This window comes from Lachnospiraceae bacterium KGMB03038 (genome assembly GCA_007361935.1).
Lineage (GTDB): Bacteria > Bacillota > Clostridia > Lachnospirales > Lachnospiraceae > Massilistercora.
In genome coordinates this window covers 2,807,279-2,833,678 of the sequence record CP041667.1, presented here as the reverse complement: position 1 = coordinate 2,833,678, position 26,400 = coordinate 2,807,279, and the positions used below count along the sequence as shown (strand labels likewise).

The 26,400-nt window shown below is 47.5% G+C and carries 26 protein-coding genes and 2 pseudogenes; 22 read left to right on the top strand and 6 right to left on the bottom strand.

Annotation, left to right across the window (positions count from 1 at the left end):
* Positions 1-10 precede the first annotated feature (10 nt).
* From FND36_13940 to FND36_13860, 17 genes and pseudogenes are all read left to right on the top strand, one after another.
* Positions 11-1,309 carry a virulence-associated protein E gene (locus tag FND36_13940; protein QDW75640.1) on the top strand — a complete coding sequence of 433 codons (1,299 nt, stop codon included), beginning with the start codon at positions 11-13 and terminating at the stop codon, positions 1,307-1,309.
* A gap of 253 nt (positions 1,310-1,562) precedes the next feature.
* Positions 1,563-1,760, top strand: a complete 198-nt coding sequence (locus tag FND36_13935) for a hypothetical protein (protein QDW75048.1) — start codon at positions 1,563-1,565, stop codon at positions 1,758-1,760.
* Positions 1,761-1,766: 6 nt separating this feature from the next.
* Entirely contained in the window at positions 1,767-3,431 is a 1,665-nt protein-coding gene (locus tag FND36_13930) for a DUF4368 domain-containing protein (GenBank protein ID QDW75047.1), read from the top strand.
* A 91-nt stretch (positions 3,432-3,522) separates the two neighbouring features.
* A pseudogene (locus tag FND36_13925) lies at positions 3,523-3,606 on the top strand (conjugal transfer protein).
* An 18-nt stretch (positions 3,607-3,624) separates the two neighbouring features.
* The gene (locus FND36_13920) at positions 3,625-4,494 is read left to right on the top strand and encodes a hypothetical protein (protein ID QDW75046.1); all 870 of its coding nucleotides are present in this window, start codon (positions 3,625-3,627) and stop codon (positions 4,492-4,494) included.
* A gap of 21 nt (positions 4,495-4,515) precedes the next feature.
* Positions 4,516-4,920 carry a PrgI family protein gene (locus FND36_13915; protein QDW75045.1) on the top strand — a complete coding sequence of 135 codons (405 nt, stop codon included), beginning with the start codon at positions 4,516-4,518 and terminating at the stop codon, positions 4,918-4,920.
* The gene (locus FND36_13910; GenBank protein ID QDW75044.1) at positions 4,868-7,297 is read left to right on the top strand and encodes a conjugal transfer protein TraE; all 2,430 of its coding nucleotides are present in this window, start codon (positions 4,868-4,870) and stop codon (positions 7,295-7,297) included. The genes FND36_13915 and FND36_13910 overlap by 53 nt, the downstream gene beginning before the upstream one ends.
* Complete coding sequence (locus FND36_13905; protein QDW75043.1) at positions 7,294-8,253, top strand: site-specific DNA-methyltransferase; 960 nt, start codon at positions 7,294-7,296, stop codon at positions 8,251-8,253. Before FND36_13910 ends, FND36_13905 begins: the two co-directional genes overlap by 4 nt.
* Before the next feature lie 26 nt (positions 8,254-8,279).
* Positions 8,280-10,184, top strand: a complete 1,905-nt coding sequence (locus FND36_13900) for a CHAP domain-containing protein (protein QDW75042.1) — start codon at positions 8,280-8,282, stop codon at positions 10,182-10,184.
* A 31-nt stretch (positions 10,185-10,215) separates the two neighbouring features.
* On the top strand, positions 10,216-10,485 hold the full coding sequence (locus FND36_13895; GenBank protein ID QDW75041.1) for a DUF4315 family protein: 270 nt from the start codon (positions 10,216-10,218) through the stop codon (positions 10,483-10,485).
* Positions 10,469-11,203, top strand: coding sequence for a DUF4366 domain-containing protein (locus tag FND36_13890; protein ID QDW75040.1), 735 nt, complete (start codon positions 10,469-10,471; stop codon positions 11,201-11,203). Before FND36_13895 ends, FND36_13890 begins: the two co-directional genes overlap by 17 nt.
* Positions 11,200-11,382 (top strand): hypothetical protein, encoded by a 183-nt coding sequence (locus tag FND36_13885; protein QDW75039.1) that lies wholly within the window; start codon positions 11,200-11,202, stop codon positions 11,380-11,382. Before FND36_13890 ends, FND36_13885 begins: the two co-directional genes overlap by 4 nt.
* A gap of 98 nt (positions 11,383-11,480) precedes the next feature.
* Positions 11,481-12,104 (top strand): VanZ family protein, encoded by a 624-nt coding sequence (locus FND36_13880; GenBank protein ID QDW75639.1) that lies wholly within the window; start codon positions 11,481-11,483, stop codon positions 12,102-12,104.
* A 117-nt stretch (positions 12,105-12,221) separates the two neighbouring features.
* A complete protein-coding gene (topB, locus tag FND36_13875) occupies positions 12,222-14,312 on the top strand; it encodes a DNA topoisomerase III (protein QDW75038.1) in 2,091 nt (696 codons plus the stop codon).
* Between the two features lie 130 nt (positions 14,313-14,442).
* Positions 14,443-18,456: a DUF4316 domain-containing protein gene (locus FND36_13870; protein ID QDW75037.1), complete on the top strand. Its 4,014-nt coding sequence runs from the start codon at positions 14,443-14,445 to the stop codon at positions 18,454-18,456.
* 2 nt (positions 18,457-18,458) lie between these two features.
* Positions 18,459-18,665 (top strand): conjugal transfer protein, encoded by a 207-nt coding sequence (locus FND36_13865; GenBank protein ID QDW75036.1) that lies wholly within the window; start codon positions 18,459-18,461, stop codon positions 18,663-18,665.
* Positions 18,662-19,027 carry a conjugal transfer protein gene (locus FND36_13860; protein QDW75035.1) on the top strand — a complete coding sequence of 122 codons (366 nt, stop codon included), beginning with the start codon at positions 18,662-18,664 and terminating at the stop codon, positions 19,025-19,027. Before FND36_13865 ends, FND36_13860 begins: the two co-directional genes overlap by 4 nt.
* Positions 19,028-19,204: 177 nt before the next feature.
* Here FND36_13860 and FND36_13855 read toward each other — a convergent pair whose 3' ends face one another.
* From FND36_13855 to FND36_13830, 6 genes and pseudogenes are all read right to left on the bottom strand, one after another.
* Positions 19,205-19,624, bottom strand: coding sequence for a nuclear transport factor 2 family protein (locus FND36_13855; protein QDW75034.1), 420 nt, complete (start codon positions 19,622-19,624; stop codon positions 19,205-19,207).
* Positions 19,617-20,003, bottom strand: a pseudogene (locus FND36_13850) (hypothetical protein). Before FND36_13850 ends, FND36_13855 begins: the two are co-directional and overlap by 8 nt.
* 4 nt (positions 20,004-20,007) lie before the next feature.
* Entirely contained in the window at positions 20,008-20,238 is a 231-nt protein-coding gene (locus FND36_13845) for a helix-turn-helix domain-containing protein (GenBank protein QDW75033.1), read from the bottom strand.
* A gap of 92 nt (positions 20,239-20,330) precedes the next feature.
* Positions 20,331-21,680: an endonuclease gene (locus FND36_13840; GenBank protein QDW75032.1), complete on the bottom strand. Its 1,350-nt coding sequence runs from the start codon at positions 21,678-21,680 to the stop codon at positions 20,331-20,333.
* Complete coding sequence (locus tag FND36_13835; GenBank protein ID QDW75031.1) at positions 21,641-21,970, bottom strand: MobC family plasmid mobilization relaxosome protein; 330 nt, start codon at positions 21,968-21,970, stop codon at positions 21,641-21,643. Before FND36_13835 ends, FND36_13840 begins: the two co-directional genes overlap by 40 nt.
* A gap of 248 nt (positions 21,971-22,218) precedes the next feature.
* Positions 22,219-22,572 (bottom strand): helix-turn-helix transcriptional regulator, encoded by a 354-nt coding sequence (locus FND36_13830; protein QDW75030.1) that lies wholly within the window; start codon positions 22,570-22,572, stop codon positions 22,219-22,221.
* A gap of 128 nt (positions 22,573-22,700) precedes the next feature.
* On the opposite strand from FND36_13830, the gene FND36_13825 reads away from it, so the two are divergent.
* From FND36_13825 to FND36_13805, 5 genes are all read left to right on the top strand, one after another.
* A complete protein-coding gene (locus FND36_13825; GenBank protein QDW75029.1) occupies positions 22,701-22,922 on the top strand; it encodes a helix-turn-helix domain-containing protein in 222 nt (73 codons plus the stop codon).
* A complete protein-coding gene (locus FND36_13820; protein ID QDW75028.1) occupies positions 22,915-23,607 on the top strand; it encodes a response regulator transcription factor in 693 nt (230 codons plus the stop codon). Before FND36_13825 ends, FND36_13820 begins: the two co-directional genes overlap by 8 nt.
* A 6-nt stretch (positions 23,608-23,613) precedes the next feature.
* Positions 23,614-24,531, top strand: a complete 918-nt coding sequence (locus tag FND36_13815) for a HAMP domain-containing histidine kinase (GenBank protein ID QDW75027.1) — start codon at positions 23,614-23,616, stop codon at positions 24,529-24,531.
* Positions 24,532-24,667: 136 nt separating this feature from the next.
* Positions 24,668-25,594 (top strand): ABC transporter ATP-binding protein, encoded by a 927-nt coding sequence (locus FND36_13810; GenBank protein QDW75026.1) that lies wholly within the window; start codon positions 24,668-24,670, stop codon positions 25,592-25,594.
* Positions 25,587-26,396 (top strand): ABC transporter permease, encoded by an 810-nt coding sequence (locus FND36_13805; GenBank protein ID QDW75025.1) that lies wholly within the window; start codon positions 25,587-25,589, stop codon positions 26,394-26,396. The genes FND36_13810 and FND36_13805 overlap by 8 nt, the downstream gene beginning before the upstream one ends.
* The last annotated feature ends 4 nt before the right edge of the window (positions 26,397-26,400 follow it).

Sequence of the window (26,400 nt, the reverse complement as noted above, 5' to 3'; positions counted from 1 at the left end):
AGTGAAAGCCATGCTGGAGGGCACCGAGAAAGGCGGCGTGCGGAACAGTATCCACAACTGCCTGACCGTGTTCCAGTATGACCCCATTCTTTCCGGGGCGGTTGCAAAAAATCTCCTGACCGAGCGTATTGACCTTCTAAAGCCCATCGGCAGGAAACGCAGAACCGGCAGCAAGGCCATGACCGACACGGACATGAAATATATCCGGCTGTATCTGGAAGATACCTACGGCCTGACAAGCGAGAAAAAGATAGCAGACGCCGCTGATCTGGCCGCAGACGCCAACAGCTACCATCCCATCCGGGACTACCTGAACGGCCTTGTCTGGGACGGGAAAGAGCGTATCCGCTACTGCCTGCGTCACTTTCTGGGAGCCGACACAGACAACTTCACTTACCATTCCCTGCGGCTGTTCCTGCTGGGAGCCATCCACCGGGCATTCTGCCCCGGCTGTAAGTTTGAGGTCATGCTCTGTCTGGTTGGCGGTCAGGGAGCCGGGAAATCCACCTTCTTCCGGCTGCTGGCCGTAAAAGACGAGTGGTTTTCCGATGATTTGCGGAAGTTGGACGATGATAACGTGTACCGCAAGCTACAAGGCCACTGGATAATTGAAATGTCGGAGATGATTGCCACCGCAAACGCCAAGAGCATAGAGGAAATCAAGTCATTTTTAAGCCGCCAGAAGGAGGTCTATAAAATCCCCTACGAAACCCACCCGGAGGACAGGCTGCGGCAATGCGTGTTCGGCGGGACTTCCAATGCGCTGGACTTCCTGCCCCTTGACCGTTCCGGGAACCGGCGCTTCCTGCCGGTCATGGTCTACCCCGGACAGGCCGAGGTACACATTTTGGACGATGAAGCCGCTTCCAGAGCCTATCTGGAACAGGTATGGGCGGAAGCCATGACAACCTACAAAAGCGGCGATTTTAAGCTGTCTTTTACACCCGAAATGATACAGTACCTCAAAGAACACCAGCGGGATTTCATGCCGGAGGACACCAAGGCCGGGATGATACAGGCGTACCTTGACCGCTACACTGGCAGCGCCGTATGCTCTAAGCAGCTTTTCAAGGAAGCCCTGAACCACCCCTTTGACGAGCCGAAGCAATGGGAAATCCGGGAAGTCAACGACATCATGAACCACTGTATCACGGGATGGAAGTATTTCTCCAATCCCCGGATATTTGAAGGGTACGGCAGGCAAAAGGGCTGGGAACGAGAAGCCCCGGCAACGGGCGCTGACAACGGGCGTGAAAAAACGCCGGACGGATTTGTGGAAGTCACGGAGCAGATGGAACTTCCCTTCTGAATAATCCGGAGAAATCACAGCCGGTTGCCGACCCCGTTGCTATCCCGTTGCCGAGCCGGTTGCCGGGAAAAAGACCGTAACTGCGGGCTTTTCTCCCCTCTGACAACCAAAGCAACAGAAAAATAAAAGAAAAAGTAAATAAACAGTAACCCGCCAGACAGAGATTGTTTTCGAGGTTTTTTGAAGACCGTTGCCGGACTTCGTTGCCGACCTTCTCCTGTCTGGCTTATTTTATTTATGGAGGTAACTGCCTATGGCAAAAAGCAAAACTGAAATCCATGTCACAACGGTATTTGACGGCGAACTGGACGCTACGGATGTTTTCGTGAGCCTGATTGCACAGAAATACAGCCAGAGAAATAATAAAGAATATCTTGCGAAAAAGCAAGATTTAGAGTATAATAAAGACAAGGTTCAGAGTGACCGTGTTCCGTCTGGATTGTGCGGGTAAACGGTTATGATGAACGGAATGGAATATACAGGCATGGACGCAATACTGGCGGGCAGCTTCCGGGCGGCTATCTATTGCAGGCTTTCCAAGGACGATGACCTTGACGGGGAGAGCGCCAGCATTGCAAACCAGCGGGATATGCTGGAAACCTACTGCGAGAAGCAGGGATGGGAGGTTGTTGCAGTCTATCAGGACGATGGCTACACGGGGCTGAACATGGAGCGCCCCGACCTGAAACGGATGTTGAAAGCCATCGAGCGCAGGCAGATAAACCTTGTGGTCACGAAAGACCTATCCAGACTGGGTAGGAATTACTTGCAGACCGGCTTCCTGATTGAAGATTTCTTCCCCCGCCACGGCGTCCGGTATATCGCCATGAATGACGGTATCGACACCATGCGGGACAACAACGACATTGCGCCGTTCAAGAACATCCTCAACGAGATGTACAGCAAGGACATTTCCAAGAAGGTTCATTCCTCTTATCTGCTGAAAGCGCAGAAAGGCCAGTTTACCGGCTGCCTTGCCCCCTTCGGGTATCGGAAAGACCCGGAGGACAAAAACCATCTGCTGATTGATGAGGAAACGGCCCCCATTGTCCGGCGTCTGTTTGCGTGGGCGCTGGAAGGACACGGCCCCAACTACATCCGGCGCAGGCTGGAAGAAGAAAAAATCCCATGCCCGACCTACTGGAACCGGGTGCGGGGCTTTCGGAACGTGTCAACCAAGTGGGAAAAGAAAGACCCGGTAAACGGGCGGTATATGTGGGATTTCTCCGTGATTAAGGACATCCTGATGAACCCCGTCTACACCGGCGCTATCGCTTCCCAGAAGAAGGAATACCGCTTCAAAATCGGCACCATCGGGGAGAAGAAGCCGGAGGACTGGATTGTGGTGGAGAACCAGCATGAGCCGCTTGTTGACCGCAAGACCTTTGACATCGTGCAGCGCAAGCTGAAATCCCGGCAGCGCCCCCGCCAGACCGGGGAAATCAGCCTGTTTGCGGGGCTTATCAAGTGCGGCGAGTGCGGGAAGTCGCTGACGATCCGCTACACCAACGACAAGCACCCGAAGCAGATTTATTCCTGTAAGACCTACAACGCCTACGGGAAACAGCACTGTACCCAGCACCGGGTTGAGTACGACACCCTTTACAGCCTTGTACTGAACAAAATCCGGGAGTGCGCCAGAGCCGCCCTGATGGACGGGGAAGCCGTTGCCGGGAAGCTGACCGATACCTGCGAAGCAGAGCAGAAAGGCCAGCGGGAAGCATTGGAGCGTTCCCTTACCAAAGACGAGGAACGGATTGACGTTCTGGAAAAGATGGTGCTGCGGCTGTATGAGGACATGGTTGCCGGACGTATCAGCGAAGCGAACTTCAATCTGCTGATGGAAAAGACGCAGGCGGAACAGGCCGAGTTGAAGGCAAGGGTTGAGGAAGGCCGGAAAAAGCTGGCCGATGAAATCCGGCTTGCGTGTGACGCCCGCCAATGGGTGGAAGCCATTCAGGAATACGCCGACATCACGGAACTGGACGCCGCCACCTTAAACCGCCTGATTAAAGAAATCGTTGTCCATGAGAGTATAGACAGCGATAAGACAAGACACATTTCTATCGAAATTCATTTCAATCTCAAACCCATCCCGGAAGTGGAGCAGGTCACGGCCTGACCTGCCCCCGCCGGGGCGGTTCTTAAAAACTCCATAGATATTTCTTGACACGCCGCCGCCCGCCATCGAGCCGTTTTCCTACACCTATTTGGGGATAAAACAGCTTATGGCGGGCGGCGGCGTTGCCCTTATCGGCACTATCCTTGTACCGCTTCTTTCCGGTCTGTTCGGATAAGATTACGGAGGGTAGCCTATGGAGAGCATACTGGAAGCGATTAACGAATGGATAAAAGAAATCCTTATCGGAGCCATTAACGGCAACCTTTCCACTATGTTCGGGGACGTAAACGAAAAAGTAGGCACCATTGCAGCGGAGGTAGGCAAGACCCCGCAGGGGTGGAACGCAAACATTTTCAGCATGATACAAAACCTGTCGGAAAATGTGATTGTACCCATTGCGGGGCTTGTCATTACCTATGTCCTCTGTTATGAGCTTATCAGCATGGTAACGGAAAAAAACAATATGCACGACATAGAAACATTTATGTTTTTCAAGTGGTTTTTCAAAGCCTTTGTTGCCGTTTTCTTGGTAACACATACCTTTGATATTACTATGGCGGTGTTTGATATGGCGCAGCATATTGTATCCGGCGCGGCGGGGGTAATCGGCGGCGATACGAATATCGACGTAACCGAAGCCCTTGCCGCCATGCAGGAGGGACTAAAAGATATGGAAATCCCCGAACTACTGTTACTTGTCATGGAAACGAGCCTTGTAAGCCTTTGTATGAAAATCATGTCCGTACTGATAACCGTTATCCTCTACGGCAGAATGATTGAGATATACGCCTACTGTTCTGTTTCCCCTATCCCTTTTGCTACCATGACAAACCGGGAATGGGGACAGATTGGGAACAACTACCTAAAGGGGCTGTTTGCACTGGGCTTTCAAGGCTTCCTCATTATGATATGCGTCGGCATTTATGCGGTTTTAGTAGGCGAAATGGTCTTAGCGGACAATCTGCACAGCGCGATTTTTTCCCTTGCAGCCTATACCGTTATCCTCTGTTTCTCCCTGTTCAAATCCGGCGCACTGGCAAAATCCATATTCAACGCCCACTAAGGGCAGAAAGGAGGTTTTTTCTTGGCGTATGTACCTGTACCCAAAGACCTATCCAAAGTCAAAACAAAAGTCGCTTTCAATCTAACAAAGCGGCAAATCCTTTGTTTTTCAGTGGCACTTCTTATAGGACTGCCGCTTTTCTTTTTGCTCAAAGACAGCGCAGGGACGAGCCTTGCGGCAATGGTAATGATTGTCGTCATGCTTCCCTGCTTCTTGGTTGCCATGTATGAAAAGCATGGGCAGCCCCTTGAAGTGGTAATAAAGAACATCATTCAGACAAAATTTACCCGCCCCAAAGTGCGACCATATCAGACAGAAAACCTATATGCACTCTTGGAGAAACAGCGGGCATTAGAAAAGGAGGTATCAGCGATTGTCAAAAGGACAGACAAAAAAGACGCGGGAAGCCGCAGGAAACAGGCGTAAGCTGACCCGCGCGGAAAAGAAACAGATAGCGGCGGTTATCCGGCAGGCAAAGGGGGACGGCAAAGCCCACACCGCACAGCAGACCATTCCCTACCTTGCCATGTACCCGGACGGTATCTGCAAAGTGGCACAGCGGAAATATTCAAAGAGCATTGCCTTTGAGGACATTAACTATCAGCTTGCACAGGCAGACGACAAGACCGCCATTTTTGAAAACTGGTGCGATTTTCTCAATTACTTTGACGCAAGCGTAAATGTGCAGCTTTCGTTTATCAATCAAGGTTCACAGCAGGAACAGGCAGCGCGGGCAATCCATATCCCGCCGCAAAATGATGATTTTAACTCTATCCGCACCGAATATTCCGATATGCTGAAAATGCAGCTTGCCAAAGGGAACAACGGGCTTGTAAAGCACAAGTACATCACGTTTTCCATTGAAGCGGACAATCCGGCGGCGGCAAGGGCGCGGCTTTCCCGTATCGAAACGGACGTACTCAACAATTTCAAGGTGCTTGGCGTATCGGCGCACCCCTTATCCGGCTATGAACGCTTAAAGGTGCTGCATGGGGTATTCCACCCGGCAGGCGAGCCGTTCTCATTCTCCTATGACTGGCTGACCCCGACAGGGCTTACCACAAAGGACTTTATCGCCCCGTCCTCTTTCAAGTTCGGGGAGGGACGCTACTTTGCTATGGGGAAAAAAACGGGGGCGGTATCGTTCCTTGAAATCCTTGCCCCGGAGTTAAACGACCGTATTTTAGCGGATATGTTGGACTTGGAAACAGGGGTTATTGTCAATCTCCATATTAAAAGTATCGACCAGTCGGAAGCAATCAAGACCATTAAGCGCAAAATCACTGACCTTGACAAGATGAAGATTGAGGAACAGAAAAAAGCAGTTAGAAGCGGTTACGATATTGACATACTCCCGTCCGACCTTGCCACTTTTGGGAATGAAGCAAAGAATTTGTTGCAGGATTTACAGAGCCGCAACGAGCGAATGTTTCTGCTGACGTTCCTTGTGGTAAACATGGCAGACACGAAGCGGAAACTGGAAAATGACATTTTCGCGGCGGCGGGCATTGCACAGAAATACAACTGCGCCTTGACCCGTCTTGACTATCAGCAGGAAGCGGGGCTGATGTCCTCTATCCCTTTGGGGGAGAACCTTATCCCTATTCAGAGAGGGTTGACGACGAGCAGCACCGCTATTTTTATCCCGTTCATCACACAGGAACTATTTCAGACTGGGGCTGCCCTGTATTATGGCTTAAATGCCCTGTCAAACAACATGATACTCTGCGACCGCAAGCAGCTTAAAAATCCAAACGGGCTTATCTTGGGAACACCGGGCAGCGGAAAATCCTTTGCGGCAAAGCGGGAAATCACAAATGCTTTTCTCATTACCGACGACGATATTTTTATCTGCGACCCGGAAGCGGAGTATTTTGCCCTTGTAAAACGGCTTGGCGGGCAAGTGATACGGTTATCCCCGACAGGCAAAGGTATGGACGGTACGCCCCAGTATGTGAACCCTATGGATATGAACCTCAACTATTCCGAGGACGACAGCCCCCTTGCACTGAAAAGCGATTTTATCCTTTCTCTCTGCGAGCTTGTCATTGGCGGCAAGGAGGGCTTACAGCCTGTTGATAAGACCGTCATTGACCGCGCTGTAAGAAATGTGTATAGGGACTACCTTGCTGACCCCGACCCGGAGAAAATGCCTATCTTGGGCGACCTTTACGACGAGCTGTTAAAGCAGCCGGAGCCGGAAGCTGCCCGCATTGCCGCAGCATTGGAGCTGTATGTTTCCGGCAGCCTTAACGTATTCAACCACAGAACCAACGTGGAGCTTTCTAACCGCCTTGTCTGCTTTGATATAAAGCAGCTTGGAAAGCAGCTCAAAAAGTTAGGTATGCTCATTGTGCAAGACCAGATATGGAACCGCGTTACCATTAACCGGGCAGAGAAAAAGTCCACCCGCTACTATATGGACGAATTTCACTTGCTCTTAAAAGAGGAACAGACCGCAGCTTACAGTGTGGAGATTTGGAAGCGTTTCCGTAAATGGGGCGGCATACCGACAGCTATCACACAGAATATTAAGGACTTGCTTGCTTCACGCGAGGTGGAAAATATCTTTGAAAACTCTGATTTTGTCCTCATGCTCAATCAGGCGCAGGGCGACCGGGCTATCCTTGCAAAGCAGCTTAATATCTCCCCGCAACAGATGAAGTATGTAACCCATACCGAAGCAGGCGAGGGACTTATCTTTTATGGAAATGTGGTGCTGCCCTTTGTAGACCATTTCCCGAAAGATACCGAGCTTTACCGCATTATGACGACGAAGCCGGAGGAAGTGAGCAGCCTATGAAAACAGACGTGATTATCAACCGGGACGCGCTTTGTGCTTTGCAGGAATTACCCAGTGAAAGCGTCCATTGCTGCGTTACAAGCCCGCCGTACTTTGCGCTGCGGGACTATGGGCTTGACGCACAAATCGGACAGGAGGATACGCCGGAACAGTATATTGACAGGCTGACCTCTGTTTTTCGCGAGCTTTACCGGGTGCTTAGAAAGGACGGTACGTTATGGCTGAATATCGCAGACACCTATTGCGGCACAGGAAATAAAGGCGGCTATGCTGACCCAAAAAACCCAAAGGGACGCACCGGACAGCGGATTGCAAGGAACAGCCGCGTTACCGGCTGCAAACAAAAGGACTTAATCGGTATTCCCTGGCTCTTGGCGTTTTCCCTACGGGAACAGGGGTGGTATCTACGGAGCGATATTATATGGCAAAAACAAAATCCTATGCCGGAAAGCTGCAAAGACCGCCCGACCCGCTGCTATGAACATATCTTCCTGCTTTCAAAGGAAAAGAAATATTACTATGACGCTGCCGCCATTGCAGAACCCTTAGCACCTACTACCGCAGAACGGTATCGCAGAGCGCGCAGCACCAACAGCAAATACACACAGGAAATACCCGGACAAGGAAAGGTGCAGGGACTAAACCGACCGCGGGACGGTGGCTACTATGACGACGCGCTCATGCCGACCACGCGGAACAAGCGGGACGTGTGGCTGATTAACACTGTCCCATATAAAGGGGCGCATTTTGCAGCTTTTCCCCCGAAATTAGCGGAAACCTGTATCTTGGCGGGCTGTCCCAAAGGTGGGATTGTCATAGACCCGTTTTTCGGAAGCGGAACCACAGGATTTGCAGCAAAAAGCCTTGACCGCCATTATATCGGGATTGAATTAAATGCAGAATATTGCGCCCTTGCGAGGGCGCGGATTGGAGGTGCAGGACTATCAAGCAATTAAAACCACGCGATAAAATCACACAGAAAATGACCCGCGACGGGCTTATCGAGGTAAACGAAACACAGCAGACCGCCGAGCGTATCAGCAGCCGGGAAGCAGACAGCGACTTTTCACAGCCGGACAGTGCCGCAGCGGAACGCGTCATAGAACATCTTGACGCAGCACATACCCGAAAAGCAAACAAAAAGGAAGTCAAAAAAGAGCAGGAAGCTACTGCTTTGCGTACTTCCACTTCCCGCTTACAGTTTACCGAGGAAGAACGGGCAACGCCGGAACTGGAAACTTACATCAAAAAATCGGAAAAAGCCGCTGACCGACTGGACGCAGCAAAGGCAGCTATCCCAAAGCAAAAGAAACTGGTTAAGGAGCGCACCTTTGACGAAGCCGCAGGAAAGGCAAAGACCCGCCTGCACTTTGAGGAACAGGAAAAGCCGATACCCGGCGGCAAAGCCCACAGCAACCCGTTATCCCGCCCCGCGCAGGAAGCGGGTATTTTTGTTCACAACAAAATCCACAGCGTCGAGAAAGACAATTCCGGCGCGGAGGGCGCGCACAAATCGGAGGAACTTGCCGAGCGCGGCGCAAGGTACGGGACAAGGAAATTCAAACAGGGCTACCGCAGCCATAAGCTGAAACCCTACCGGGAAGCAGCAAAGGCAGAAAAGGCAGCGTTCAAGGCAAATGTGAACTTCCAGTATCACAAAGTCTTGCAGGAAAATCCTCAGCTTACAAGCAATCCCTTTTCCCGGTTTATGCAGAAACAAAAAATCAAACGCCAGTATGCAAAAACTGTAAAGAAAGGCGGTGCAGCCACCGCCAAAGCAACCGCCGGAGCGTCACAGACAGCAGCAAAGAAAGCGGCTGCCTTTGTAGGGCGACACCCGGCGGGCGTGATAATCGCTATCGCCGCGCTGCTTCTGTTCATCATGGTATCAGTAGGGCTTTCCTCTTGTGGGGCAATGTTTTCCGGCAGCATGAACAGCGTGTTAGGGACTTCCTACACGTCCGAGGACAGCGACCTTGTGGCAACGGAACAGAGCTATGCTGCAATGGAAAACGAACTGCAAAGTGAGATTGACAATATCGAAACCACCCACAGCGGCTATGATGAATACCGCTATGACCTTGACACTATCGGGCATAACCCACACGAACTTGCGTCTTATCTGACCGCCCTTTTACAGAGCTACACCCCACAGAGCGCACAGGCAGAGCTAAAACGGCTGTTCGGCTTACAGTACACCTTGACGCTGACGGAAGAAATCGAGATACGCACCACCACCGACGAGGAGGGCAACGAGGAAGAATACGAATACCGTATCTTGAACGTGAAGCTGACAAACAAGCCGATTGCTTCCCTTGCGGAAGAACTGCTGAACCCACAGCAGTTTGAAATGTTCAAAGTGTACTTACAGACACAGGGCAACAAACCGTTGATTTTTGGCGGCGGCTCTCCCGACGGCAGCCCCTCCGAGGATTTAAGCGGCGTGGAGTTTGTAAACGGCACACGTCCCGGAAACCCGGAGTTTATGGAGCTTGCAAAACAGCAAGTCGGAAACGTGGGCGGTTATCCCTATTGGAGTTGGTATGGCTTTAACAGCCGCGTGGAATGGTGCGCCTGCTTTGTGTCATGGTGCTACAATCAAGCCGGAAAAAGCGAACCCCGCTTTGCAGGCTGCGAATGGCAGGGCGTTCCTTGGTTCCAGTCAAGGGGACAATGGGGCGCGCGGGGCTATGAGAATATCGCACCGGGCGACGCTATCTTTTTCGATTGGGATTTAGACGGTGTTGCAGACCATGTGGGGCTTGTGCTTGGCAGGGACGGAAGCCGCGTCTATACCGTTGAGGGCAATTCCGGCGACGCCTGCAAGATAAAGAGCTATGACCTTAACTATCAATGTATCAAAGGCTATGGGCTGATGAACTGGTAAAGCAGCCCCAAAAAGAAAGGAGAAATGACCTATGGCAAACAATAAAATCGACCGTATCAATAAGGAAATCGCAAAGACCCGCGAGAAAATCACAGAGTATCAGAACAAGTTAAAAGGACTGGAAGCGCAGAAAACCGAAGCGGAAAACCTTGAAATCGTGCAGCTTGTACGAGCTATGCGTCTGACCCCGCAGGAACTGAACGCTATGCTGTCCGGCAGCGGTATTCCCGGCATGAACGCCGCACACGCTACCGAAGCGGCAGACTACGAAGAACAGGAGGAAAATGCAGATGAAGAATAAACTGAAAAAGACCATGACTGCCCTTTGTGCCGCCCTTATCCTTATGGGCGGTTTTTCTGTCCCTGCCTATGCACAGGGCGCAGCCACAGAGCCGCCCGCAGGGGACGCGACCAACGACAGCAACGTAGTTGTGGAGGAAAAAGAGGAAACGCCGCCCCTTACCCCAAAGGGAAACGCAACACTGGTTGACGATTACGGCGGCAATAAGCAGCTTATCACTGTTACCACCAAAGGCGGCAACTATTTCTATATCCTCATTGACCGCGCCGCCGAGGGCGAACAGACCGTACATTTCCTAAATCAAGTGGACGAAGCCGACCTTATGGCACTGACCGAAAACGGCGAAGCTGCCAAAAAGCCGGAAATCTGTAACTGTACGGAGAAATGCGAAGCCGGAAAGGTAAACACGTCCTGCCCGGTATGTGTTACCAGTATGACAGGCTGCACAGGCAAAGAACCTACCCCAACACCAACCGAGCAGCCGGAAGAACCGAAAGGAAAAGGCGGCAATCCCGGTGTGGTGCTTGCCTTAGTCCTCTTTGCCCTGCTTGGTGGCGGCGCAGCGTTCTACTACTTTAAGTTTCTAAAGCCGAAGCAGAATGTAAAGGGCGATACCGACCTTGAAGATTTTGAATTTGAGGACTACGACGAGGACGAGCCGGAAGCAGATACCGGGGAAACTCCCGAAGATGAAGAAACGGAGGAAGAAACCCTATGACCCTGTTTACCGACAATCCCTTTGAAAAGATGATGATACAGAAACCGAACGGGCGGCGTGATAATGCTCCGCCTGTTCCTTATCCCCCGGCTTGCGCTTCCTGCCCTTACAAGGGACAGTCCCCTTGTGTTGGGTATTGCATTAGAAAGATTGAAGCAAAACGACAGCCGGAACGATAAAAAGATGTACTTTCGATATGGAATATGATATAATTGTTCCAACCATAGGAAATGATAGAGTTAAACAAATTTTTAGAGTAAGCAAAGGAGATAAAAATATGTTACCCATTTCTGATATTCTTATTCGCTCAATAAGTGGATATGTGTTTATAGTTCCAGTTTTTATATTGTATTTCTTATACCTTAAAAAATCAGGAAGAAAGCAAAGCCTTCTCCATATTACTGCTGTATTTTTATTCTATTATTATCTTTTCGGGATTTTGACCGTAACAGGTATTGGTTATACAAGCACAATATCATTTCGTCCGAGGATTTCTCTGATTCCGTTTCTCGGTATGATAAGTGGACCAATAGATACCATACTGAATGTTGTTTTATTTGTTCCTTTTGGATTTTTTCTGCCGTTGCTGTATAAGAAATATCATCACATAAAGACTGTTGTATTAACTGGTTTTCTGTTCTCTTTATCTGTTGAAATTGTTCAGATGTTTGGTTGGGGTTCAACAGATATAAATGACCTTATTACAAATACAGTTGGAGTCTGTTTAGGATATTTGGTTTATTATTTGCTATCAAAAGTCTTGCCTAATAATTTAAGAAAACAATTTCAATCTGAGAATGTCAATGATATGGTCGAAGTGCCTTTGTTTGCAATTTACACATTTATAATCATGGTTACAGTTCAACCTTGGGTAATCCATAGTTTACTCAATATTGGATAAATTTTAGTTTTGTCAAATCATTTTACTATTTCATATCGCACAATTTTATACAATCACTTGTAGGAGCAATCGAAAAATCGGTTGCTCTTTTCTTTTACCCGAAAGGAGGATTTTTATTTGATTTTAGTTATCGCAGAAAAGCCCAGTGTGGCGCAGACAATCGCTGCCGTACTTGGGGCAAAGGAAAAGAAAGACGGATTTCTCACAGGAAGCGGCTATATCGTTTCTTGGTGTGTGGGACATTTGGTAGGGCTTGCGGAAGCTGCCGCTTACGGGGAGCAGTATAAAAAGTGGAGCTATGACAGCTTACCGATTTTGCCGCAGGAATGGAAATACACCGTTTCCGCTGACAAGGAAAAGCAATTCAAAACCTTAAAGGAGCTTATGCACCGGGCAGACGTTTCCGAAGTCGTCAATGCCTGCGACGCAGGGCGCGAGGGAGAACTCATTTTCCGTTTTGTCTATGAAATGGCAGGCTGCAAGAAACCTATGCGCCGCCTTTGGATTTCTTCTATGGAGGACAGCGCAATCAAAGAGGGCTTTTCCTGTCTGAAGAACGGCAGGGATTATGACCCTCTCTTTGCTTCCGCATTATGCAGGGCAAAAGCAGACTGGCTAATCGGTATCAATGCCACCCGCCTTTTTTCTGTCCTTTACAATCATACCTTGAACGTGGGGCGCGTACAGACCCCGACCTTAAAAATGCTTGTTGACCGGGACGCAGCGATTACCACTTTCAAGAAAGAAAAATACTACCATGTACGCCTTGCATTATCCGGCGCGGAAGCTGCAAGTGAACGAATTTCAAATAAGGCAGAAGCCGACGCATTAAAAACGACTTGCGAAGCGTCGCGGGCAGTATGTACTTCCCTTGTGAAAGAGAAAAAGACCGCAGCTCCGCCGAAGCTCTTTGACCTTACTTCTTTACAGAGGGAAGCAAACCGCCTGTTCGGATATACGGCAAAACAGACCCTTGACCTTGCACAAGCCTTGTATGAAAAGCGTTTGCTTACTTATCCGAGAACAGACAGCGCATTTCTGACCGACGACATGGGCGACACAGCGGCGGGCATTATCAAGCTGCTTTGTGGGAAGTTTTCCTTTATGGCGGGAAAAGACTTCACGCCGGAACTTGGAAAGGTGCTGAACAGTAAAAAGGTATCAGACCACCATGCCATTATCCCAACTATGGAGCTTGCAAAGACCGACCTTGCCGCGCTGCCGGAAAGCGAAAGGAATATCCTTACCCTTTCCGGGGCGCGTCTACTTATGGCGACCGCTGCACCGCATACCTTTGAAGCGGTTACGGCAGTCTTTGAATGTGCCGGACAGTCCTTTACCGCAAGGGGAAAAACGGTGCTGTCCGACGGGTGGAAAGAGATTGACCGAAGATACAGGGCAGCCTTAAAGAACAAGCCCGAAACGGACGACGCAGACAGCGACACAGAAAAGACCCTGCCGCCGTTTACCGAGGGACAAACCTTTGACAATCCGGCTGCAACGGTAACGGAGCATGACACAACACCGCCAAAGCCCCACAACGAAGCGTCGCTCCTTTCTGCTATGGAACGCGCCGGAAGTGAGGACACCGACCCGGACGCAGAACGCAAAGGGCTTGGAACTCCCGCCACCCGCGCCGCTGTCATTGAAAAACTGGTAAAGGGCGGCTTTGTGGAACGAAAAGGCAAGCAGCTACTTCCCACAAAAGACGGTATCAACCTTGTGTGCGTCCTGCCGGACACCTTGACAAGCCCGCAGCTTACCGCAGAATGGGAAAACAATCTGACGCAGATTGCAAAAGGCAAGGCAGACCCCGCCGCATTTATGGAGGGTATCGAGAATATGGCGCGGGAACTGGTAAAGACCTATCCGTTTCTTTCTGATGATAAAGCGCAGATGTTCAAGCCGGAACGGGAAGCGTTGGGAAGCTGCCCCCGCTGCGGTTCTCCTGTCTATGAGGGAAAGAAAAACTACTATTGCAGCAACAAAGAATGTATCTTTACCATGTGGAAAAATGACCGTTTCTTTGAAGAACGAAAAGTAACCTTTACCCCGAAGATTGCCGCTGCACTCTTAAAATCCGGCAAGGTAAATGTGAAAAAGCTCTATTCCCCAAAGACAGGCAAAACCTACAACGGAACTATCGTATTGGCTGATACGGGCGGGAGATATGTCAACTACCGCATTGAACTGCCGAAGAAAAAATAACTGAATAGCAAGCATAGGAAAAGAGTACCCTTTTCCGTAAAATCCCTGCTTTCTCTACCGAGAACGGCGGGGATTTTTGCTTGTTGGGAAGTTTCCCAAACCCTCTGAAACCGAAGAAAGGAGGTTACACATGGCAAGTTTACGGGACACCGTAAAGGACTATCAAGAAGAATTAAGGGACGGTATCGCTTGGGTGGCGTTTTGGAAAACGGGACGCTCTTGGAACGCAGAATATTTCCACCTTGAAATGAGCGATATTCTCTACCCGGAGGACAGAAGCCGCATGGAAGAAATCAAACAGGCTGACCCTGCCGCCGTTGTGGTAAACGGCTATTACTCCGGCTATCTTGGCGAGGATAGGAACCTTGACGAGCTGACCGCCGGGGTGCGCCGCCACTACGAAAACGGATATAGCAATATCGGGGAATTTATCGAAGCCCACGACGACAGGCTGCCGCCGGAGCTTATCGAGGAAGCAAGAGCCGCCGCCCACGCTGCGGGGCTGCCTTTCTCTGAAAAAGCCTACCGGGACGGCGAAGAACCCGACCCCTATCTATTTGACGGGAGCATGAGCATGGAGGACTACGAGCTTATGCACCGCATGATTGAGAAAGAAAGGAGCGAACACATGGAACAACCGATTTTAAGCGGGTATCTTTCTAATCTTGGAAAGTACACCGAGGGCAGACCTGCGGGCGAATGGGTATCATTCCCCACGACTGCCGAGCATTTGAAAGAAGTCTTTGACCGTATCGGCATAGACGGCAAAAACTACGGGGAGCTGCATATCACAGAATACCAGTCCTCTATTGCGGGACTGGCAGGAAAATTGACCGAGCTTGAAAGCCTTGACGAGCTGAACTATTTGAGCGAACTTTTGAAAATGCAGTTTGACGACGACAGGGAAAAATTTGTTGCAGCTATGGCATACGGCGACCATACAAGGGACTTGCAGGACATTATCAACCTTGCACAAAACCTTGATTGTTACTGGCTTTATCCGTCCGTACAGAGTGAGGAAGATTACGGGCATTATCTGATTGAAGAACTGGACGAGTTGGAGCTGCCCGAAGAAGCAAAAAAATATTTCATGTATGAGGAATACGGGCGGGACGCTGCTATCAATGACGGGGGCAGATTTACCGAGCAGGGCTATATCTACAATAACCGTAATACCTTTACAGAATGGTATGACGGGCGCGACGTGCCGGAGGAATACCGGGTAACGCCGCAGCCGCCAGTACAGGAAAAGGAACAGGCAGACCTTGACGCTTCCGCAGCTATACCGACCACCGCCACAGAGCAGCCCCCGGTTCTCCCGATTATCCTATCTTCTGAAAAGCCCGCTGACAAGATGAAAGAGATTACCGACCGACTGGAACAGGGGATTTTAGGACTGTATGAAAGCGACCGTTACGCCGACTATCTGCGTACTATGTCAAAATTCCATGATTACAGCCTTAACAATACAATCCTTATCGCCATGCAGGGCGGCAATCTTGTGAAAGGCTATAAACAATGGGAAAAGGAATTTGACCGCCATGTAAAGCCGGGAGAAAAAGCTATCAAGATACTTGCGCCGTCCCCGTTTACCGTTAAGAAACAGGTGGAAAAAATCGACCCGGACACCCAAAAGCCTGTTTTCGATAAGGACGGGAAACCTGTTACCGAGGAAAAGGAAATCAAGATACCCGCCTTTCGTGTGGTATCTGTCTTTGATATTTCACAGACCGAGGGAAAGGAGCTTCCTGCCCTTACCTATGAGCTGACGGGCAACGTGGAACAATACAAGGATTTTTTCGCTGCCCTTGAAAAGACTTCTCCCTTTGCTATGGGATTTGAAGCACTAAGCGGCGGCGTAAAAGGACGCTGCAATTATGAGGAAAAGCGTATCATCATCAACGAGGGCATGGACGAATTGCAGAATATCAAGACCGCAATCCATGAAATCGCCCACGCCACGCTGCATGATACTGCCCTTGCTATGCCGGAACGCCCCGACCGCCGTACCCGCGAGGTACAGGCGGAAAGCGTCGCCTATGCTGTCTGCCAACATTACGGGCTTGATACGTCGGACTATTCTTTTGGATATATCGCCGGGTGGAGCAGCGGAAAAGAACTTGCAGAACTGAAAGGCTCTCTTGAAACAATCCGCAGCACCGCCGCAAATCTGATTGATACCATAGACGGACATTTTGCAGCAATCCAAAAGGCACAGGATAAGGAACAGACCACCGAACAGGCGCAGCCCGCACAGGAAGCTACCAAACAGCCCGAAGCAGAAGCCGCCACGCCGGAGCTTCCCGAAGAAACAGCCCCGGTACAGGAAAAAGAAACACAGCCGGAACAGGCTGCACCCGCCGCCCCTTATTATCCTATCAATGAAGCTGCCGCCAAACGTGCAAAGGATATGAACAGCTTTTCCGATTATAAGCAAGGCAGCGCGACGGCTGAATACAGGCATTATGTAGATGAAGCCGTACAAATCGCAGAAAGGCAAAAACAGCGGGTAGACCCGATGTACCATGAGAAAATCGACAGCCTGCTTGACACCTATGCCCGGAAACTGGCGGCGAACATGAATAAAGGCTATGAGATTGACGCGCGTGTTCCCTCTATCCTGATTGCGGGCGGCTCTAACTTCCCCACAAGGAAGAAAGAAAAGCAGAACGCAGCCCGCGACAGCAATTACCGGGAATGGCAGGACATACAAGGGCTTCTTGATAAAATCCGCAGTACCGGCATGGGCGGTATCAGCGCAGACGACCCGCAGGCAGTACAGAAGTTAGAAAAGAAACTGGAAAGCCTTGAAAAATCACAGGAAACCATGAAAGCCGTAAACGCCTATTACCGTAAGCATAAGACCCTTGACGGCTGCCCGCATTTACCGCCGGAGGAACTGGAAAAACTGAAAGCAGACATGGCGAGCAGTTGGCATTTGGAGGACAAGCCATTTGCGACTTGGGCGTTATCCAACAACAGTGCAGAAATCCGGCGCGTGAAAGACCGTATCAAATCTCTTTCACAGCAAAAAGAAATCGGTTTTGTGGGTTGGAAATTTGACGGCGGCAAGGTGGAAGCAAACACCGAAGCGAACCGACTGCAAATCTTCTTTGAGGATAAGCCGGACGAAGCCACGCGGGAAGCCCTAAAAAGTAATGGCTTCCGTTGGTCGCCCAAAGCAGGGGCATGGCAGCGGCAGCTTACCAGTAACGCCTATTATGCGGCTGATTATGTCAAGGCGATTGTACCCCTTACGGGGGAAAAGCCTACCGAGTTACAACGGGCGCATATCCGGGCGCAAAAGGTAGATGCACAGGAGCAGCCGGAACAGGAAGCCCCACAGGACAAAGACACCTTTTCCATTTATCAGATAAAAGGCGGGGACGAAACAAGAGATTTGCGCTTTGAACCTTACGACCGTCTGACTGCCACAGGACACCGGGTAGACGCGAAAAACTATACACTTGTCTATTCCGCAGAGCTTACGCCGGGGACTTCCCTTGAAGATATTTACACCCGCTTTAATATCGACCACCCGAAAGATTTTAAGGGACACAGCCTTTCCGTTTCCGACGTGGTGGTGCTTCATCAGAACGGGCAGGACACCGCCCACTATGTAGACAGCTTCGGTTATAAGGAAGTGCCGGAGTTTTTCAAGGAGCAGGAAAATGCCCTCATTCCCGCCGACTTGGAAACGGGCGAAACAATCAAAACACCGAGAGGGACTTTCTATGTAACCGCCATGAGCCGCGAGCAAATGGAAGCTGCCGGATATGGATTGCACCACCAGTCCGACGACGGAAAATATCTGATTATGGGGAACGGCACTAGGGCTTTTGCTGTTCCCGTTCAGCCAGAGAACTATCTGAAAGCTGCCGAGCAGACCACAGAGCAAAACTACAACATGATTGACGGGCAGATAAACAACACCCCGACTACCGCAGAACTGGAAGCAAAGGTAAAGGCAGGAGAAACCATTTCCCTTGTTGACCTTGCGGAAGCTGTCAAGGCTGACAAGGAACGCGGCAAGGCAGCAAAAACGGAAAAGAAGCCCTCTATCCGGGCGCAGCTTAGAGCAGACAAAGAAAAAACCGCACAGAAAAAAGCGGCAAAATCAAAAAATCACGAATTGGAGGTATGAGCATGATTAGACTGACCGTTGAAGAAACAAACCTGTTGAGCATTTACAATGAGGGCGGTAAGCGCGGGCTTATGGAGAACATCAACGCTGCGCTGCCGTTTATGGACGAGGATATGCGGGAACTGGCGAAGCGCACCCTTGCGAAAATTGCACCTCTGACAGAAAATGAGTATACGGAGCTTGCCATTTTCGCCGCTGATGAGGTATGACCGGGCTAAAGCGGCTTACGCCGCCCCAAAGCCGGAAAGTCAACAGCCTTGTAAAAAAGGAGTGCTGCAACTGCGATAACGGACACTGTATTTTACTGGACGACGGGGAGGAATGTGTCTGCCCGCAGCTTATTTCCTATTCTCTTCTATGCAAATGGTTTCAGACCGCCGTACTTCCCTTTGATAAGCTGCTGTATGCAGAGCTTTTCAAGACCGAGGATAAAAAGCGTTGTACCGAGTGCGGAGCTTCTTTTGCGTCCACCTCTAACAGCGTCAAATACTGCCCGGACTGCCGGAAGCGTATTACCCGCAGACAGGCAGCGGAGCGCATGAGGAAACGACGCGCCCTTGTTACGCAGTAGGGGCAAAAAAAGCCTTGATTTACAGGGCTTTCCGGGTGTGAAAATGACGCGGCAAGGGTTTTATACCTTTTCCCTCAAAAATGGCGTTCTACTGCGTAACATTTTATCGCTGTACCCATAAGAAAGCCGGGGCGCGGATAGTCTTTACCGACTGTCTGCGTCCCGGCTTTTAAAACTTCAAAACCACTTTGTTTTTTCATCTCTGAATTGTGGCATATCATTTTGGGCGTATGGATTATAGGTATTGAGATTACAACCAAATTCTTTCAACTCCATTATTTTGTTATTTTCCGTCCATACTATTAAAGAAATTCCGTCAAATTCTTCAATATTACCATTATTCATTTTGTTTTTGAAATACCATTCTACAATAGTTTGATTTTCCTTATGAAAAAATTGTTTAATATCCCACACTAAGACTTTTCCACGAGTATTCCATTCATCAAACCAATGTTTTACTGTTTTTCGACTTTCATACTTAGGACTCCAACTTTCAGTGTAAATCACATCTTCTGTAAAAATACTATCAATCCCTAAATCTTGTTGTTTTAGCCACATATCAAACCATAAATGAATAATTCTTTCTCTTTCATTCATAACTTTTAAATCCTTTCTCTATATTGATTTGAGGGGTTGCACTCTTATCTGCGGTAAGTAAACGGTATATCGTAAGGGGGATATACCACGTAGCAACGACAAGCCGCCATATTAAAATGCCCCCGCCGATAATGCCGTCCAAAATGAAGTTAATGGCAACGATACCCACCGTTCCAGCTATGTCATATCCATGCGGTACAAGCCATACGAACATACGGCGAATGCCAAAGGGGATACCGCAGCACAGCCATACATAAAAGTAATTGGTCTACCCGTCCTCTGTAAAGATGTTCTTGAACATGAAGAATAAAAACAATGCAATAACGGCGGGCAAAACGTTTCTCTTGAAAAAGTCTTTCCAAATTTCTCCGCGTGTCATGGTATCACTCCTTTTCCATTGGAAATTGTGGGATAGCTTCTAACAGTTTCATTATGAGTGTTTGCCGTAAATCTTCGTCGATTTCCTCTTTGATAGTCCCGTCCGGCTGACACTTTTTTACCATTGCAAGGCGGTTGATTTCGTCGCCGTAACAATCAAGCACCTTTTCCAACGCCCATTTTTCGCCCACAACGGCAGCGCATATCGTTTCATAGTCCGGCATTTCCTGTTCCATTTTCTGACACTTCCTTTGCTGAAAATGTATCACTTTAGTATGTGGCTACTGTCTTTGATAGGAACTATTATATCACACAAGTATGAACAAAACTACTCCCCGCGTTCTTTCCCTTTTTCCCGTTCCGGCTCTCTTGGCTGCCGTAAAATGCTGTCTATGTTCTGTTTGATAACGTCGTACTCTTTGACCTGTTTTTTCAGTTTGCCATAGTCCGCGTAAAGGGCTTCTTTCTGTTCCCGGAGCTTTTCATAGTCTACTTGTAGCGCGGCGACATTCGGGAGCTTGGAAACGCCCGCCGTTTTTAGTGCCTTTGCCGCTGCTTCATGGAGTATCAGACTGCTTTCCTGCTTTGCCCGGTATGCGTCCTTATCCTTTGCCCTGCGGTATGCTTCATAGACAGGTTTTGTCTTTTGGTAGGTGGTAACGTGCTTCATCAGCACCGCCATGTTTGCAAGACGTTTCTCCACGCTCTTTAATGCGTCTGCTGTCTTTTCATTTTCCGCATTTACTTCCTCAATCCGGCTGACTAAATCTGCGTACTGCTCAATCTTATGTTCTGTCAAGAAATTCATAGTCTTTGCAGCCAGTTTCAGATTATGGATTTTCGCCCACTGTTCATAGCCCCGGCTCTGCGCTGCCTTGATACTGTTTTCAATGTCAATAAGCAGCGATACGCCGCGCTGCTCTTTGGGAGCTTTCGCCGCCTTTGTGCGCTTGCCCTCTATCCGTTCTTTGATTGCTTCCTCTGTATAATCTGCACCGAGGGTTTTTAAGCGGGTAAACCGTTCCTGTCCCGGAGCGCGGCAGGAGATATATTTTCCCGGCTTTATCTCATAGCCCGCTGCCTGTAACCGCTGCAACAATTCTTCAAAACTTGCCACTTGGGGGATAAGCGTATCAACGGTAATTTTCAGCTTGCCTTTCCAACTTGCACCGACCTTTTCCGCTTGATATTCTGCATAGCTTTTTCCCTTGCTGCCCTTACCCGGAACGACAACGGACAGCCCGTTTTCCCGGCACAGCTTATCGCTCATGTTCCGTATGCCATAGTAGCTGCGTTTATTGGAATTGTATTTGTGGTAGTCAACAAAATTGACCGCACAAAAAATGATATGGTTATGGATATGCCCTTTGTCTATGTGGGTAGTTAAGACGTATTCATGCTGTCCCTTTGTTACCGCGTCGGCAAGCTGTTTCCCGATTTCGTGGGCTTTCTCATAATCCACTTCCCCCGGCTCAAAGGACTGTATCAAATGGTGGGCGAGATTGTTCCCTTTCTCTATGGCTTGTGCAAGCGTAAATCCAAACTCAATATCTGCCGTTTCATAGCTGCACCCAAAGGAGGACACAAGCGTTTTCCCGTCTGTTTTATCCGGGTTTTGGATATAGTCAAGGGCTTTGCTCAACGTGCTTTTAATAGGCTTAATCTTTGTAACCGCCATATCTCCGCAAGCACCCCCTTTATTTCCTCTATGTCCTCTTGGTAGACGCTGCCTGTCGCGTTGACACGCTTTGCAATCTGATTGATATTGACCCCGATTTTCTGTATCTCCGCTGTCATGGCTTTTATGTCGCTATGGTCTGTCTGAATGATATACCCGTCAATGGCAATCTTGCGAAGATACGCCGCCATGTTCCGGGTGGGGACGAGCTTCATTTTCTGCTCAATCAATGCCCGTTCTTCCTCTGTTACATAGAATTTGATTTGTACTTTTCTTTTGCGTCCATTCATGCAATCACTCCTTTCCGTTCCGAGGGTTTGGGACACTTCCCAACAAGCAATTTTCAACCGACGCACCGCAGGACGGGAGGGAGAAAATACGGAAAAGGGTACTCTTTTCCTATGCTTGCTACGAAAGTTTTTTCCTCACTGGTTACTACAACGCAATGCTCTATATGCCAAAAAAGAGCAAAAGAAAAACGCTGCAATCTGTAAAGATTACAACGCTTCCTAAATCATATTCAATTTGCCGGACACATTTATTTGTCCTCTTTTTCGACTTCTGAAATTTCTTTTGCAGTTGCCGTTACAATCCGTATGCCATTATCGCTCATATCATCAAGGAGAGCGTCGAGCTGCCGCCGCTTTGTATCTTTTTGGGTGGGCGTATCTAAAAGAAACTGGTCTACGGATATATTGTAACGAAGCATAAGCTCAAAAAAGATTTGCAGACTGGGGTGCTGTCCTTTGTTTTCGATATTTGCAAGATAGCGAGGAGAAATATACATTTCATCACTTACCTGTTTGCGGCTTTCTTTGCGCCCCGTCCGCGCAGCTTTTATAGCTTCTCCAAATGCCTTGAAGTCATATTTTTCTACCGGTCTTTTTGCCATATTTATTCACCCAGTTACATTTTACTGTTCCCCTTTCTCTTTGGATATGTCTATACAGTTCCACTAAATAGCCATAATAATTCATATTTATATACTTGCTATTGTTCGTGTGTCCGACTATAATTATTATGATAAGATTTTCAGAAAGGACGGGTGTTGTTATGGAATATATGTCTTGCCCCGAAGCAGCAAAGAAGTGGGGAATTTCTGAAAGGCGGGTACAGATACTTTGCAGGGAGAAACGCATACAGGGTGTTTCAAAACTTGGGTATATGTGGTTGATACCAAAAGACGCGGAAAAACCGATTGACGGTAGAACCAAACAAGGAAAGGAGCTATACCATGAATAAAGTTTTGATTATAGATGATGATAAGGAACTTTGTGCGCTGATTAAACGCAGCGTGCTATCAGAAGATATAGAAGCTGATTTTTGTAATACGGGAAAAGAGGGATTACAAAAATTAAAAGAGAGAGAATATCAACTTGTGATACTGGACGTTATGATGCCTGGTATGGACGGATTTGAAACATTGGAAGAAATTAGAAAAGAAAGCAGCCTGCCGATTTTGATGTTTACATCAAAAAATGACAGTGCTTCTAAAGTACGCGGTTTAAGGGCAGGAGCTGATGATTATTTGACAAAACCTTTTGACATGGACGAACTGATAGCCCGTATCGTTTCCCTTATACGCCGTTATACCCGTTTCAATCAACAGGACGGAATATCACAGCAACTTGAATTTGACGGGTTGAAAATTGATATTGAAAATCGTTCTGTTACTACGGAAAATGGAACTTTTGAATTGCCTCCAAAAGAATTTGACTTACTCTTATACTGCGCGAAAAATCAAGGGAAAATTCTGACAAAGCAACAGATTTATGAAGAAGTGTGGAGAGAGGAATATTTCTATGATGACAGCAACATTATGGCGATTATCAGCCGACTTCGCAAGAAATTAGAGGTAAATCCCGGAAGTCCAAAATATATTCAAACGATTAAAGGTATCGGTTATCGTTTTAACAAGGAGGTTTGATTTTCTATGGAAGCAGTCATTTTTCTATCCATAATAATTGCACTTTTCTCTATTCTTGTTTCCTGCTTTGCTATTCGACGTGTTAAAAAACAGATAGCCGAGATAACAGACGCATTGATTGATGTAAAAAACGGAAATGGAAACAGACGTATTTTATCTGCAACAAATGAACTGGTAGCCCCTCTTGCCTATGAAATAAATGAGATTGTTGTGTCTTATGAGAGCAGGCTTTCTACTGTCCGGCAGACAGAAGAAACAAACCGACAGCTTATGACAAGTCTTTCCCATGATGTTCGGACACCGCTTACAACGCTTATTGGGTATCTTGACGCTGCACATAAAGGAATTGTTACAGGAAAAGACAGGGACGACTATATCGAAACAGCCCGCCGCAAAGCTCACGATTTGAAAGAATATATTGATGTTCTTTTTGACTGGTTCAAATTAAATTCTAATGAGTTTGCTATGGATATAAATATTGTTGAAGCTGCGGAGCTGACACGAAATATCTTGATTGACTGGATACCCATATTTGAAGATAAGCAGATAGATTACAATATTGATATTCCCGAACAGCCTTTCCGGGTAAAACTTGATACGGACGGCTATATGCGGATATTGAACAATCTTATTCAGAATGTAATTTCTCACAGTCATGCGGATAAAATAGAAATAATCCTATCAAAGCAGGAAAAAAATATGCAAATCCGATTAGCAGATAATGGAATAGGGATTGAAAAAGAAGATTTGAAGCATATTTTTGAACGGCTCTATAAATGCGATAAGGGACGGTCTGAAAAAGGCAGCGGTCTTGGGCTTTCTATCGCACACCAACTTGTAGAAAAAATGAACGGCACAATAACAGCAAATAGCACACAGGGAACAGGAACGGAATTTACTTTGCTTTTTCCCTTAGCAAATTAAGGTTCTCCCGTTCTTTTGACGGGAGCCTTAATTATTTTTGGGACAATATTTCAAATTGCAAGGTTAATGCAAGGTTGCGGCAAGGTTAATGCAAGGTTGGTATGATAGAATAGTTTACAGAACAGGAGGTTTGAATATGGACAAAAATTATATCATTGAAACAAAAAATCTTACCAAACAGTACGGCTCACAAAAGAGTGTCGCTGACTTAAATATTCATGTGCAGAAAGGGAGAATTTACGGACTGCTTGGAAGAAACGGAGCCGGAAAAACGACCACTATGAAAATGCTACTTGGATTGACAAAGCCAACTTCCGGCGAAGTTAAAATATGGGGAAAGTCTTTGCAGGGGAATGAAAAGAAATTGTTGCCCCGTATCGGTAGTCTGATTGAGTCACCCGGTTTTTACCCTAATTTGACTGCTACGGAAAACTTACAAATTTTTGCTACCTTACGGGGCATACCCAACCGTCATTCAATTAAAAACACATTGGATTTGGTAGGATTGCCTTATAAAGACAAAAAACTGTTTTCCCAGTATTCTCTTGGTATGAAACAACGGCTTGCGATTGCACTTGCAGTTATGCACGACCCTGAACTTCTGATTTTAGATGAACCTATCAATGGGCTTGACCCGATTGGAATTGCAGAAGTACGTTCTTTTATTCGCGAGCTTTGCGATACAAAGGGAAAAACAATTTTAATTTCCAGTCATATCCTTTCGGAGATTTCTTTGCTAGCAGATGATATTGGAATTATCGACCATGGCGCACTATTGGAAGAAGAAAGTCTTGCGGAACTGGAACAAAAAAGCAGCAAACATATCCGATTTACTCTTTCTGATACCGCACAGGCAGCAAGAATTTTAGAGCGTACTTTCCATGAGAGTCATTTCTCTATACAGGACGACCACAATTTACGCTTGCATAATCTTGATTTGTCCGTAGGAAAAATCGTGACTGCTTTTGTAGAAAATGGATTGGAGGTATCAGAAGCCCATACTTGTGAAGAAAGTCTTGAAGATTACTTCAAGCGTGTGACAGGAGGCGAAGGAATTGCTTAAACTGATTAAGTGCGAATTTTGGAAATTAAAGCGAAAAAGACTGTTGTATGCACTGATGTCATTGTCGTTATTTTTTCCGTTGATTTTGGCATATATGGCAAAGGCGGGAACTGGTGCAGATACAACAGAACACTATCTTCAAACCCGATTTGATTATGTCTATACAATGATGTTGGGATATGGTTTAGTTTTTTTGCTTCCATGTCTAATTGGTATCATTGCCGCTATTTTGTTTTTTATAGAAAGAGATTGTGATACTTCCAAAAACCTTAGAACAATTCCAGTTACAAATACACAACTCATTATGGCAAAAATTTCTATGCTCTTTATTTTCAGCGTTGCATTTTGTCTGATAAGCACATTGTCTGTTGCGTTGTTTTGTAAATTGTTTCATGTAGGAATGGTTTACGGTATGACTTATAAGATATTTATGAGCCTTATTTTTGGAGTTCTTATCGTAGCAGCTTCTTTACCGATTGTATTTTTAATTATTTACTTTAACAAAAGTTTTTTACTTTCTATCCTGCTTGCTTTTTTTTATTCCATTTTTAACTGGGGCATACTGGGAACGATTGGGACATCTATAAGTGCTGCCAAAATTGCTTTCTTAAATTCTTTTCCGGTTATATGTGTTATGAACTGGACAAGCGGCTTAATGATGGATAATTTGCAAAAAGATAATCTTTTGCCGGAAGCCTATGCGATTGTACCAACTACTTTCCATACAATTTTTATTATGGCAATTACAGTTGTACTTTCTTTGTGGCTGATAATTCGCTTTTATAAAAAATGGACGAGGTAAAAGA

Excerpts from the sequence above, each read along its gene's own strand:
- FND36_13885 (QDW75039.1), top strand. The coding sequence starts at position 11,200 with ATGACCCTGTTTACCGACAATCCCTTTGAAAAGATGATGATACAGAAA.
- FND36_13840 (QDW75032.1), bottom strand. The coding sequence starts at position 21,680 with ATGGCGGTTACAAAGATTAAGCCTATTAAAAGCACGTTGAGCAAAGCC.
- FND36_13815 (QDW75027.1), top strand. The coding sequence starts at position 23,614 with ATGGAAGCAGTCATTTTTCTATCCATAATAATTGCACTTTTCTCTATT.
- FND36_13935 (QDW75048.1), top strand. The coding sequence starts at position 1,563 with ATGGCAAAAAGCAAAACTGAAATCCATGTCACAACGGTATTTGACGGC.
- FND36_13920 (QDW75046.1), top strand. The coding sequence starts at position 3,625 with ATGGAGAGCATACTGGAAGCGATTAACGAATGGATAAAAGAAATCCTT.
- FND36_13810 (QDW75026.1), top strand. The coding sequence starts at position 24,668 with ATGGACAAAAATTATATCATTGAAACAAAAAATCTTACCAAACAGTAC.
- FND36_13825 (QDW75029.1), top strand. The coding sequence starts at position 22,701 with ATGATAAGATTTTCAGAAAGGACGGGTGTTGTTATGGAATATATGTCT.
- FND36_13820 (QDW75028.1), top strand. The coding sequence starts at position 22,915 with ATGAATAAAGTTTTGATTATAGATGATGATAAGGAACTTTGTGCGCTG.
- FND36_13845 (QDW75033.1), bottom strand. The coding sequence starts at position 20,238 with ATGGAACAGGAAATGCCGGACTATGAAACGATATGCGCTGCCGTTGTG.
- FND36_13870 (QDW75037.1), top strand. The coding sequence starts at position 14,443 with ATGGCAAGTTTACGGGACACCGTAAAGGACTATCAAGAAGAATTAAGG.
- FND36_13835 (QDW75031.1), bottom strand. The coding sequence starts at position 21,970 with ATGAATGGACGCAAAAGAAAAGTACAAATCAAATTCTATGTAACAGAG.
- FND36_13930 (QDW75047.1), top strand. The coding sequence starts at position 1,767 with ATGATGAACGGAATGGAATATACAGGCATGGACGCAATACTGGCGGGC.
- FND36_13890 (QDW75040.1), top strand. The coding sequence starts at position 10,469 with ATGCAGATGAAGAATAAACTGAAAAAGACCATGACTGCCCTTTGTGCC.
- FND36_13940 (QDW75640.1), top strand. The coding sequence starts at position 11 with ATGCTGGAGGGCACCGAGAAAGGCGGCGTGCGGAACAGTATCCACAAC.
- FND36_13905 (QDW75043.1), top strand. The coding sequence starts at position 7,294 with ATGAAAACAGACGTGATTATCAACCGGGACGCGCTTTGTGCTTTGCAG.
- FND36_13865 (QDW75036.1), top strand. The coding sequence starts at position 18,459 with ATGATTAGACTGACCGTTGAAGAAACAAACCTGTTGAGCATTTACAAT.
- FND36_13895 (QDW75041.1), top strand. The coding sequence starts at position 10,216 with ATGGCAAACAATAAAATCGACCGTATCAATAAGGAAATCGCAAAGACC.
- FND36_13830 (QDW75030.1), bottom strand. The coding sequence starts at position 22,572 with ATGGCAAAAAGACCGGTAGAAAAATATGACTTCAAGGCATTTGGAGAA.
- FND36_13900 (QDW75042.1), top strand. The coding sequence starts at position 8,280 with ATGACCCGCGACGGGCTTATCGAGGTAAACGAAACACAGCAGACCGCC.
- FND36_13855 (QDW75034.1), bottom strand. The coding sequence starts at position 19,624 with ATGAATGAAAGAGAAAGAATTATTCATTTATGGTTTGATATGTGGCTA.
- FND36_13860 (QDW75035.1), top strand. The coding sequence starts at position 18,662 with ATGACCGGGCTAAAGCGGCTTACGCCGCCCCAAAGCCGGAAAGTCAAC.
- FND36_13880 (QDW75639.1), top strand. The coding sequence starts at position 11,481 with ATGTTACCCATTTCTGATATTCTTATTCGCTCAATAAGTGGATATGTG.